The sequence below is a fragment of the Pseudomonas sp. B707 genome, from assembly GCF_022496685.1.
Classification (GTDB): Bacteria; Pseudomonadota; Gammaproteobacteria; order Pseudomonadales; family Pseudomonadaceae; genus Aquipseudomonas; species Aquipseudomonas paraglycinae.
Genome location: NZ_WTVE01000031.1, coordinates 433549 through 443934, shown reverse-complemented (window position 1 = coordinate 443934; position 10386 = coordinate 433549). Strand labels below are relative to the sequence as shown.

8 protein-coding genes are annotated in these 10386 nt (G+C 62.8%); 6 read left to right on the top strand and 2 right to left on the bottom strand.

The annotated features are described in order from the left end of the window. Together GQX66_RS21105 and GQX66_RS21100 are read right to left on the bottom strand one after the other, a co-directional pair. Nucleotides 1-1760, bottom strand: a 1760-nt coding sequence (locus GQX66_RS21105) for a type VI secretion system tip protein VgrG (RefSeq protein WP_240866386.1), incomplete at its 3' end; no start/stop codon positions are given. A gap of 131 nt (nt 1761-1891) precedes the next feature. Continuing rightward, the gene (locus GQX66_RS21100) at nt 1892-2407 is read right to left on the bottom strand and encodes an Hcp family type VI secretion system effector (protein WP_047601845.1); all 516 of its coding nucleotides are present in this window, start codon (nt 2405-2407) and stop codon (nt 1892-1894) included. Between the two features lie 525 nt (nt 2408-2932). Here GQX66_RS21100 and GQX66_RS21095 point away from each other — a divergent pair. Genes GQX66_RS21095 through GQX66_RS21070 form a run of 6 tightly spaced genes read left to right on the top strand, consistent with a single transcriptional unit; the run spans nt 2933 to nt 10343 of the window. Continuing rightward, nucleotides 2933-4555 (top strand): methyl-accepting chemotaxis protein, encoded by a 1623-nt coding sequence (locus GQX66_RS21095; RefSeq protein ID WP_240871139.1) that lies wholly within the window; start codon nt 2933-2935, stop codon nt 4553-4555. After that, nucleotides 4555-5091: a chemotaxis protein CheW gene (locus tag GQX66_RS21090; RefSeq protein WP_236188071.1), complete on the top strand. Its 537-nt coding sequence runs from the start codon at nt 4555-4557 to the stop codon at nt 5089-5091. The genes GQX66_RS21095 and GQX66_RS21090 overlap by 1 nt, the downstream gene beginning before the upstream one ends. Then, the gene (locus GQX66_RS21085; protein WP_240871137.1) at nt 5088-6365 is read left to right on the top strand and encodes a CheR family methyltransferase; all 1278 of its coding nucleotides are present in this window, start codon (nt 5088-5090) and stop codon (nt 6363-6365) included. Before GQX66_RS21090 ends, GQX66_RS21085 begins: the two co-directional genes overlap by 4 nt. Next, the gene (locus GQX66_RS21080) at nt 6362-7045 is read left to right on the top strand and encodes a chemotaxis protein CheW (RefSeq protein ID WP_085748079.1); all 684 of its coding nucleotides are present in this window, start codon (nt 6362-6364) and stop codon (nt 7043-7045) included. Before GQX66_RS21085 ends, GQX66_RS21080 begins: the two co-directional genes overlap by 4 nt. Beyond that, complete coding sequence (locus GQX66_RS21075) at nt 7042-9336, top strand: hybrid sensor histidine kinase/response regulator (protein ID WP_240871129.1); 2295 nt, start codon at nt 7042-7044, stop codon at nt 9334-9336. Before GQX66_RS21080 ends, GQX66_RS21075 begins: the two co-directional genes overlap by 4 nt. Then, complete coding sequence (locus GQX66_RS21070) at nt 9333-10343, top strand: chemotaxis response regulator protein-glutamate methylesterase (RefSeq protein WP_085748081.1); 1011 nt, start codon at nt 9333-9335, stop codon at nt 10341-10343. The genes GQX66_RS21075 and GQX66_RS21070 overlap by 4 nt, the downstream gene beginning before the upstream one ends. Nucleotides 10344-10386: the final 43 nt, after the last annotated feature.

Below are 10386 nucleotides of genomic sequence, written 5' to 3'. Positions count from 1 at the left end.
ACCTTCATGCCGCTGCTCAGGTGAATTTCCTGGCCAGCGTCGATGAACTGCCCGGTGCCAATCTTGATGTGCTGATTCACACCGACGGTCAGGTGATCGTTGGCGCGGGCTTCGACTTTGCGGTCTTCGTAAACGGTGTGGTGTTCTTCGGCCTTGAATTCCGTGTAGCTGTTCTTTTCCACGACGTCGTGGCGTTCGTTGCCGACGCGGATTTTCTGGTCGTGTTCGATGTTTTCGTCCCAGTCGCGCTGGGCGTGCAGGAAGATCTGTTCCTGGCCTTTCTTGTCTTCGATGCGCAGTTCGTTGAAGCCGCCGCCACCCATCGAGCTCAGGGTCTTGAAGGTGGTGCGGGTCTTGTTCGCCGGCAGGGCGTACGGGACGATATTTTCCTTGTGGTACAGGCAGCCGCTGATCAGCGGTTGGTCGGGGTCGCCTTCGAGGAAGGTGACCAGCACTTCCATGCCGATGCGCGGGATCGCGATGCCGCCGTACTGGGCGCCGGCCCAGGCGGAGGACACGCGCAGCCAGCAGCTGGTCTTGTCGTCGGCGAGGCCGTCGCGGTCCCAGTGGAACTGGACTTTCACGCGGCCGTATTCGTCGCAGTGGATTTCTTCGCCTTTCGGCCCGGTGACCACGGCGCTCTGGCTGCCGAGGATGCGCGGTTTCGGGTGGCGCAGGGGCGGGCGGTTCGGCACGTCCCACGGGGTGGCCTGGAAGCGGTTGCGGTAACCCTGATGGAAATCGTCTTTGAGCGCGGTGGTGTCACTGGTCACCGACTCTTCCAGCACCTGCGGCTGTTTGCCTTCGTGGTGGACTTCGGTGAGCAGCCACAGGTCGTTCCACTTGGCTTTCGGGTGCTCTTTCAGCGCGAGGAAATGGCCGCTGACCAGCAACGGCTGGTCGCTCTTGCCTTCGGCGAGCTGGAAGTCGCTGCGATGACGTTCGAGGGCGCGCTTGGCCAGGTGTTTGCCGCGCTCGCGGTCGATGAAACGGCCCGGGTAATCGTAGTCCTCGAGGTCGGGCAGGGCGTCGCCGCGGTTTTCGCTTTCCAGCGTCAGGCGCGGTTTTTCGAAGTCGTAGTCGCGGCGGGTGGTGCGGCTGGTACGGGTTTCCAGGCGCAGGTCGAAGCGTTTGATCACCGGGTTGCTGGCGACCATGCCGGAGTCCTGCTGATAGGCCACCGGCGCCAGTTTCTTGAACACCGTCTGGTCATCGCCGAACACCAGTTTGTGCGCCGTCGCGCTGTGCTGGAAGTGGTAGTGAATGCCTTCTTCTTCGCACAGGCGCTGGATGAAATGCAGGTCCGATTCGTCGTATTGCACGCAGTAAATGCGGTCGGGGTAGATCGAGCCGGTCTGGAAGGCGTAGGCGTTGCCCTGGATGCCATGATCTTCGAGGACCTTGCCGATGATTTTCGGCACGCTGAGGTTCTGGAAGATCCGCTGGTTGATCCGGTGCGCGAGATACGCCAGTTGCGGGCGCAGGGTCACGGAGTAGCGCGTCAGGCGCTTGCCGGAATCGCCTTGCGCGGCGCGGTAGATCAGGCCATGGATGCCGCTGCCGTCGGGCGACAGCTGCAGGAAGGCCGGTTTGTGCAGCAGGGTTTCGAGGTCCAGCGACGGCTGCTCACTGACCAGCTCCACCTCGAATACGAAAGGCTGGCTGACGGCTTCCCGACCGGTGAGGGTAAACACCTGAAAGTCGGCGGAAAGACCTTCGATGGTCAGGGCAAAGTGGGTTTCATTGGCCGGCGCGAACATCCCTTGTTCCTCGTGCTGTACAGCGGCGTTCGTCGATGACCGTCAAGCGGTTCAACGCACGCGAAATTCTGGAGGGGCGTAAACAACATCGACCAGCAGAGCTGGCCGATGCTTGAAACGATCAGCCGTAATTAAACGACTGGAGCACGCCAGTCATCGGAACCCGAAGTACCGGATACTTCGTGGGTCCAGGTGATTTTACGGTAGGTGAACTGCACTTCTTCCAGGTGGGTGAAGTGCGAGTTGCCTGGATCCTGGCAGTTGTGCATTTTGTTGTTGATGGCGACGATGATCGCGTCTTCCAGTTTGGTGGTGTAGTAGTGCTCTTGGGTACCTTGAGCCGAAGTGCGGTACCACTGGATAACGATTTCGCTCATGCGCTCGCCGGAGGTCAGAGCGGCTTGCAGCAGTGGCGAAGCCTTGTCGTAGACCTTGGTGATCACAACTGGCTTGTGAACGCGCTGACCGGTTGGCTGACCGGATTGTGGGTCACGCGGGATGATCACGTCGTGGCTGAACGCCTGAACCATGACCTGGTCTTCGTGACCTTCCTGGTAGGTGTTGCCAACGGAGTCGGCGGTGAAGGCGCCGGCAGTGATCAGGCCTTGTTTTTCGCCGGTAACCGACATGTACGCTGGTGTTGCCATGGGAGGTGCTCCTTGCGGATAAAGTTAGGGTGCCCGGGAGGCGAAATCGCCCGGTGGGTGCCTGACTGTTATCAAGGAGCGTGCCAGCTTTTGGTGCGTCCCCGGGAGCCGGGGACTTCGCCGCTCTGGCCCGAGGGTTTGAGCGTTTTTTGAACAGCAATGAAAGCAAAAGTGCGCAACTTCTTGCGCAGTACTGCGCAAGAAGTTGCGCACTCGGCTACAGGCGACGGTAACCGGGGGCTGTAGCGATATCGGGCGGCGATTTCGCGAAACAAGTGCGCAAGAAGTTGCGCACCATGGCACATGGCTACCGTGCCTGCAGATCATCTAAACCCGAAATGGCCAATCCATCGCCCCTTTTTGCCATTGCGTCACTGGCACGCCACCCTCCGATTCCTTGAAAGTCCCTGTCCAGAGCCCACCCCGTTTAATGCCGGAAGGCTAGAGCGCGGCAAACCGTCTTATAAATGAAACACCGCCCTCAGCTATACTCCCCCGCATTTCGACCCGCCCCGAGGACTGACTGTGAAGAACTGGACGTTGCGCCAACGCATTTTGGCGAGCTTTGCGGTGATTATCACCATCATGTTGCTGATGGTGGTCGTCTCGTATTCGCGGCTGCTGATGATCGAGGCCAGTGAAAACAGCGTCCGTGACGACGCGATTCCCGGCGTCTATTACAGCTCGATGATTCGTGGCGCGTGGGTCGACAGTTACCTGCAGACCCAGGAACTGCTGGGCCTCAAGGAGGGGCAGGGCGTCAGCAGTGAAGATGCGGCCGATTACAAGGCTTTCGAATCCCGGCTTCAGGAACAGATGGCCAATTACCGTGGCACGGTGGTGACGGACGAGGACAAGCTCGAATTCGCGGCGTTCGAGAAATATCACGACGCCTATCTGAAAATTCAAGATGCGGTGCTCGATCTGCACAAACGCAATCTGGAAGCCGACGCCGTCAAGCTGTTCCACGAGCAATTGACTCCGACCTGGTACTCGGGCCGGATGAAGCTCAACGACATCATTGGCGAGAACAAGAAAGTCGCTGACAAGGCCATGGCTAACATCGACGAGGCCGTGGCGGCGGCCAAAGTCAGCATGTTCGTCTCGCTGCTGGTGGCCGTGCTGGCCGCCGGGTTCTGTGGTCTGCTGCTGATGCGCGCGATCATGGCGCCGATGAACCGCATCGTGCAGATCCTCGACATCATGCGCACCGGCGATCTGAGCAGCCGCTTGAACCTCGACCGCAAGGACGAGTTCGGCGCCGTGGAAACCGGCTTCAACGACATGATGACCGAGCTCACTTCGCTGGTGTCCCAGGCCCAGCGCTCGTCGGTGCAGGTCACCACCTCGGTGACCGAGATTGCGGCCACTTCCAAACAACAGCAAGCCACCGCCACCGAAACCGCTGCGACCACCACTGAAATCGGCGCGACGTCTCGCGAGATCGCGGCGACCTCTCGCGACCTTGTACGCACGATGACTGAAGTCTCCACCGCCGCCGATCAGGCCTCGGTGCTGGCCGGTTCCGGGCAGCAAGGTTTGGCGCGCATGGAAGACACCATGCATTCGGTGATGGGCGCAGCGGATCTGGTGAACGCCAAACTGGCGATCCTCAACGAGAAGGCCGGCAACATCAATCAGGTGGTGGTGACCATCGTCAAGGTCGCCGACCAGACCAACCTGCTGTCCCTGAACGCCGCGATTGAAGCGGAGAAGGCTGGTGAATATGGCCGTGGTTTCGCGGTGGTCGCCACTGAAGTGCGGCGTCTGGCGGATCAGACGGCTGTCGCCACGTATGACATCGAGCAGATGGTCCGCGAGATCCAGTCGGCGGTGTCTGCCGGGGTGATGGGCATGGACAAGTTCTCCGAGGAAGTGCGTCGCGGCATGGCTGAGGTGCAGCAAGTCGGCGAGCAGCTGTCGCAGATCATCCATCAAGTGCAGGCGCTGGCGCCGCGGGTGTTGATGGTCAACGAGGGCATGCAGGCCCAGGCCACCGGTGCCGAGCAGATCAACCACGCGCTGGTGCAGCTGGGTGATGCCAGCAGCCAGACGGTCGAGTCGTTGCGTCAGGCCAGTTTCGCCATTGACGAACTGAGCCAGGTGGCCGTGGGCCTGCGCAGCGGCGTTTCGCGATTCAAAGTCTGATGAGCGAAATCACCGCCAAACGCAGCGCTGCACCGGTGGCGAAGCAGGCGCTGTTCTTGCTGTTTCGCATCGGCAGCGAACGCTACGCCTTGCGCGCCACGGAAGTGGCCGAAGTGCTGCCGCGCCTGCCGTTGAAGCCGATTGCCCGGGCGCCGCACTGGGTGGCGGGGGTGTTTGCCTATCGCGGCACGGTGGTGCCGGTGATCGACCTCAGTGCCCTGACCTTCGGCCACGCTGCCGAAGCGCGCACCAGCACACGGCTGGTGCTGGTGCATTACCGCGCGGATGACTCGCAAGCCTCGCAATGGCTGGGTCTGATCCTTGAGCAGGCCACCGACACCCTGCGCTGCAACCCGGAGGATTTCCGGCCGTACGGCCTCGACAATCGTCAGGCGCCGTACCTCGGCCCGGTGCGTGAAGACGCCCAAGGGCTGGTGCAGTGGGTGCGGGTCAACGACTTGCTGGACGAGTCGGTGCGTACGCTGCTGTTCCCGACGCCACCGCTGGATCCGGCGCGGCTTGAGGAGCAGCCATGAGCAGCGACCAGCGCTTCTTCGATTTTCTCAAGGAACGCATCGGCCTCGATGTCGCCTCGGTCGGGCCGGCGATCATCGAACGGGCTGTGCGCCAGCGCATCACCCTGTCGCAAACGGTGAATGCCAATGAGTACTGGCAGACCCTGCAAGGCTCGCGGGATGAACAGCAGGCGCTGATCGAAGCGGTGATCGTCCCCGAAACCTGGTTTTTCCGTTACCCGGAATCCTTCGCCACCCTCGGCAAACTGGCGCGCAAACGCTTGGGTGAACTGAGCAACATGCGCGCGCTGCGCATCCTCAGCCTGCCGTGTTCCACCGGTGAAGAACCCTATTCGATTGCCATGGCCTTGCTCGATGCGGGCCTCAAGCCCCATCAGTTCAAGGTCGATGGCATGGACGTCAGCCCGTTGTCGGTGGACAAGGCGCGGCGTGCGCTGTACGGCAAGAACTCGTTTCGCGGTCAGGAGCTGGACTTTCGTGAGCGGCATTTTTTCGCCGAGAACGAGGGCTATCGAGTAAATGAAATCGTCCGCGAGCAGGTTCGCTTGCATGTCGGCAACGTGCTCGATCCGTCATTGCTGGTCAACGAGCCGCCGTTCGATTTCGTGTTCTGCCGCAACCTGCTGATCTATTTCGATCAGCCAACCCAGCAGCAGGTATTCGCGGTGCTGAAGCGCCTGACCCATGTCGATGGCGTGCTGTTTATCGGCCCGGCCGAGGGTAGTCTGCTTGGGCGGTTGGGCATGCGCTCGATCGGGATTCCACAGTCCTTTGCTTTCAGCCGTCACAGCGATCCACAACCCGAACCGTTGCCGGCGCCGACCGCGATTCCGCTGCCGTTACCTGTGCGCCAACCGCTGCGCAGCACGCCACCACCGCCGGTGCGCAACCGTCCGTTTGCTGGCGTGACGCCGTTGCCCGCGACGGCTAAAAGCACCAACCCCGACGCCGCGACCTTGCTGGCCAACATCGCCGCCCTGGCCAACGAAGGCAGAAGTGGCGAGGCCCGGGCCGCGTGCGAACAGTATTTGCGCAGCCATGAGCCGGTGGCCCAGGTGTTCTACTGGCTCGGCCTGCTGAGCGATGTCGCCGGCAGCGCGCTCGAAGCCCAGGGCTTTTACCGCAAAGCGCTGTACCTCGAACCGCAACACCCCGAAGCCTTGATGCACCTGGCTGCGTTGCTGCAGGCCCAGGGCGACACGGCCGGCGCCAGACGATTGCAGGAGCGCGCCGCCCGCAGCGACCGCACCGCCGACAGTGAGCGTAAACGATGATCCCGTCCGACACCTTGAACGTCACCCACGAAGACGCCCGGGCCATCGACGATTGCTGGAACCGCATCGGCATCCACGGCGACAAGTCCTGTCCGCTGCTGGACGAGCACATCCATTGCCGCAATTGCTCGGTGTATTCCGCCGCCGCCACGCGTCTGCTCGACCGATATGCGTTGCAGCAGGACGAGCGCGACCCGGTGGCGACCCAGGTGGAAACCGAGCTGAAGACCCGTTCGCTGCTGATGTTCCGCCTCGGTGAAGAATGGCTCGGCCTGGCCACCCGCAGTCTGGTGGAGGTCGCGCCGTTGCAGGCGATTCACTCGCTGCCGCACCAGCGCTCCCGGGCCTTGCTCGGCGTGGCGAACGTGCGCGGTGCGCTGGTGGCCTGTCTGTCGCTGGTCGAACTGCTCGACCTCGACAGCAACGCGGCCCCGGTGACCGGCGCGCGGATCATGCCGCGCATGCTGATCATCTCGGCCCAGGGCGGGCCGGTGGTGGTGCCGGTCGACGAAGTCGACGGGATTCACGCCATCGACGAGCGAATTCTCGATGCCGCGTCGCGGTCTGGCGCACAGACCAGCGCCAAATACACCCGAGGCGTGCTGCCTTTCAAAGGTCGCAGCCTGCGTTGGCTGGATGAAGAACAGCTGTTGTCCGCCGTGTCCCGGAGCCTCACATGACCCCCGAGCAAATGCGCGACGCCTCCTTGCTCGAGCTGTTCAGTCTCGAAGCCGAAGCCCAGACCCAGGTGCTCAGCGCCGGGCTGCTGGCGCTGGAGCGCAACCCGACCCAGGCCGATCAGCTCGAATCGTGCATGCGTGCGGCGCACTCGTTGAAAGGCGCGGCGCGGATCGTTGGCATCGACAGCGGAGTCAGCGTCGCCCATGTGATGGAAGATTGTCTGGTCAGCGCCCAGGAAGGGCGATTGTTCCTGCGCCCCGAGCATATCGACGCGCTGTTGCAGGGCACCGATCTGTTGATGCGCATCGCCACTCCGGCCAACGGCCCTCAACCGGCGGACATCGAGGCTTACGTGGCGTTGATGGGCGGTTTGCTCGACCCGACGGCACCGGCCGTGGTGCCCGCCGCTCCGAGTGCGCCACCGATGGCCGAGTTGCAGCTTCAGCCACCGCCGGGGGTTGAGCCGGCGCCGGTTGAAATTCCGGTCGAGGTTGCCGAGCCGGAACCCGCGCCTCGCAAGAGCAAACGCACCACCGAAGGTGGCGAGCGGGTGCTTCGGGTCACCGCCGAACGCCTGAACAGCCTGCTCGATCTGTCGAGCAAATCCCTGGTGGAAACCCAGCGCCTCAAGCCGCACCTGGCCACGATGCAGCGCCTCAAACGCATGCAGAACAACGGCCTGCGGGCGCTGGAAAGTCTCAACGTTCATCTCAAGGAACATGCCCTGAGCCTTGAGGCTCAAGAGGCGCTGGAAGACGCGCGTCGTTTGCTCGCCGAATCCCAGCAACTGCTGGCAGAGAAAAACGCCGAACTCGACGAGTTTGCCTGGCAGGCAAGTCAGCGCGCACAAGTGCTCTACGACACCGCGCTGGCCTGCCGCATGCGGCCGTTCGCCGATGTGCTGTCCGGGCAAGTGCGGATGGTGCGCGACCTCGGTCGCAGCCTCGGCAAACAGGTGCGGCTGGAGATCGAGGGCGAGAAGACTCAGGTCGACCGCGATGTGCTGGAAAAACTCGAAGCACCGCTCACGCACCTGCTGCGCAACGCGGTCGATCACGGCATCGAAACCCCGGAAGAACGCCTGCTCAAAGGCAAGTCCGAGGAAGGCCTGATCCGTCTGCGCGCCTCGCATCAGGCCGGTCTGCTGGTGCTGGAACTTAGCGACGACGGCAATGGTGTGGATCTGGAAAAGGTCCGCCGCAGCATCGTCGAACGTCAGTTGTCGCCCGCGGAAACCGCCGCCCAGTTGAGTGAAGAGGAACTGCTGACCTTCCTGTTTCTGCCGGGTTTCAGCCTGCGGGACAAGGTTACCGAAGTGTCGGGTCGTGGCGTCGGTCTCGATGCTGTTCAGCACATGGTCCGCCAGTTGCGCGGTGCGGTGGTGCTGGAGCAGACGGCGGGCGAGGGCAGTCGTTTCTATCTCGAAGTGCCGCTGACCCTGTCGGTGGTGCGCAGCCTGGTGGTGGAGGTCGGCGACGAGGCCTACGCCTTCCCGCTGGCGCACATCGAGCGCATGTGCGATCTGGCGCCGGAGGACATCGTGCAGGTCGAAGGGCGCCAGCATTTCTGGCACGAAGGCCGGCATGTCGGGCTCGTCGCGGCCAGTCAGTTATTGCAACGTCCGGCCAGCCAGAACAGCGGCGAGACCCTGAAAGTCGTGGTGATCCGCGAGCGCGATGCGATCTACGGCGTGGCGGTCGAGCGTTTCATCGGCGAGCGCACGCTGGTGGTGCTGCCACTGGACGAACGGCTGGGCAAGGTGCAGGACATTTCCGCCGGGGCCTTGCTCGACGATGGCTCGGTGGTGCTGATCGTCGATGTTGAAGACATGCTGCGTTCGGTGGACAAACTGCTCAATACCGGGCGTCTGGAGCGCATTGCCCGCCACGGTAATCAGGCCGCGGAGGCCGCGCGCAAACGGATTCTGGTGGTCGACGACTCGCTCACCGTGCGCGAGCTGCAACGCAAGCTGCTGCTCAATCGCGGCTACGACGTCGCCGTTGCGGTGGACGGTATGGACGGCTGGAACGCCCTGCGCTCCGAGAATTTCGATCTGTTGATCACCGACATTGACATGCCGCGCATGGACGGCATCGAACTGGTCTCGTTGTTGCGCCGCGACAACCGTCTGCAATCGCTGCCGGTGATGGTGGTGTCGTACAAGGATCGCGAGGAAGACCGCCGCCGTGGACTGGACGCCGGCGCCGACTATTATCTGGCCAAGGCCAGTTTTCATGACGACGCCCTGCTCGACGCGGTGGTTGAGCTCATCGGAGGAGCGCGGGCATGAAGATCGCAATCGTCAACGACATGCCCCTGGCGGTGGAGGCCCTGCGCCGGGCGCTGGCTTTCGAGCCGGCGCATCAGGTGGTGTGGGTCGCCAGCAACGGCGCCGAAGCGGTGCGCCTGTGCGCCGAAAACACCCCTGACCTGATCCTGATGGACCTGATCATGCCAGTGATGGATGGCGTCGAGGCCACCCGCCGGATCATGGCCGAGAGCCCGTGCGCGATCGTCATCGTCACCGTGGACCGCCAGCAGAACGTGCACCGGGTGTTCGAAGCCATGGGCCACGGCGCGCTGGATGTGGTCGATACCCCGGCCATCGGCGGCGGCAATCCTCAGGAAGCGGCGGCGCCACTGCTGCGCAAAATCCTCAATATCGGCTGGCTGATCGGCGAGAAAACCGCCCGCTCACGCCCGGCACCTGCGACACCACGCAGTACCGCCTCGCGCCAGCGGCTGGTGGCGATCGGCTCTTCGGCCGGTGGCCCGGCGGCGCTGGAAGTCTTGCTCAAAGGCCTGCCGCGCCACTTTTCGGCGGCCATCGTGCTGGTGCAGCATGTCGATCAGGTGTTTGCCGCCGGCATGGCCGAATGGCTGGCCAGCGCCAGCGGCCTCGACGTGCGTCTGGCCCGCGAAGGCGAACCGCCGCAGGCCGGCGCGGTGCTGCTGGCCGGCACCAACCACCATATTCGTTTGCTCAAGAACGGCACGCTGGCCTACACCGCCGAGCCGGTCAACGAGATCTACCGCCCTTCGATCGATGTATTTTTCGAAAGCGTCGCCAGTTACTGGAACGGTGACGCAGTAGGGGTTTTATTGACAGGGATGGGACGCGACGGGGCGCAAGGGCTTAAGCTCATGCGTCAACAGGGTTATCTGACCATCGCGCAGGATCAGCAAAGCAGTGCGGTGTACGGCATGCCCAAGGCTGCCGCAGCCATCGACGCGGCCGTAGAAATCCGTCCACTGGAAAAGATAGCGCCACGATTGCTGGAGATTTTCCCCAAATGAACACATCCATCCGCAATCCTGGCCCCCGCAGCACTCAGGTGAC

Excerpts from the sequence above, each read along its gene's own strand:
- GQX66_RS21100 (WP_047601845.1), bottom strand. The coding sequence starts at position 2,407 with ATGGCAACACCAGCGTACATGTCGGTTACCGGCGAAAAACAAGGCCTG.
- GQX66_RS21090 (WP_236188071.1), top strand. The coding sequence starts at position 4,555 with ATGAGCGAAATCACCGCCAAACGCAGCGCTGCACCGGTGGCGAAGCAG.
- GQX66_RS21085 (WP_240871137.1), top strand. The coding sequence starts at position 5,088 with ATGAGCAGCGACCAGCGCTTCTTCGATTTTCTCAAGGAACGCATCGGC.
- GQX66_RS21080 (WP_085748079.1), top strand. The coding sequence starts at position 6,362 with ATGATCCCGTCCGACACCTTGAACGTCACCCACGAAGACGCCCGGGCC.
- GQX66_RS21075 (WP_240871129.1), top strand. The coding sequence starts at position 7,042 with ATGACCCCCGAGCAAATGCGCGACGCCTCCTTGCTCGAGCTGTTCAGT.
- GQX66_RS21070 (WP_085748081.1), top strand. The coding sequence starts at position 9,333 with ATGAAGATCGCAATCGTCAACGACATGCCCCTGGCGGTGGAGGCCCTG.